The sequence below is a fragment of the Microbacterium sp. P5_E9 genome (assembly GCF_054049175.1).
Window position 1 is genome coordinate 1 of record NZ_JBFUMV010000139.1, and the last position, 538, is coordinate 538.

A 538-nucleotide genomic window follows, 5' to 3' on the forward strand; every position below is an offset into this window, starting at 1 on the left:
GCGGAGCACGGCGAACTCATCCGTCACCGCGCCGCCGACTACCTGATGCCCGATGCGCCCCGCGTCGGCGGGATCACGCCCTTCCTCAAGGTTGCCGGCCTGGCGGAGCAGGCCGGCCTCGGCCTCGGGCCGCACTTTGCGATGGAACTGCACGTCCATCTTGGCGCGGTCTACGCAACCGAGCCCTGGGTCGAGCACTTCGACTGGCTCGAGCCCCTGTTCAACGAACGCCTCGAGATCAGCAACGGCCGCATGCGGGTGCCGACCCGGCCGGGCCTCGGGCTGAGCCTGAGCGACCAGGTCAAGGGCTGGACGCGCGAAGAGGCCGAGGTGGGCAAGCGCGCCTGACATCACACGCCCCCGAAACTCCGAAGGACCCTCATGGCTGAAACCCTCACACCCGCGCCGCTCACCATCCGCATGCACGCGAACGACAACGTCGCGATCGTGGCCAACGACGGCGGGCTCGCGGCCGGCACGGTCTTTCCTTCGGGCCTCACGCTGCGCGAGAAGGTGCCGCAGGCGCACAAGGTGGCGC

The 538-nt window shown here is 69.7% G+C and carries 1 protein-coding gene; it reads left to right on the forward strand.

The annotated features are described in order from the left end of the window. Nucleotides 1-348, forward strand: a 348-nt coding sequence (locus tag ACXJ3V_RS20665) for an enolase C-terminal domain-like protein (RefSeq protein ID WP_457102228.1), incomplete at its 5' end; no start/stop codon positions are given. Nucleotides 349-538 lie beyond the last annotated feature (190 nt).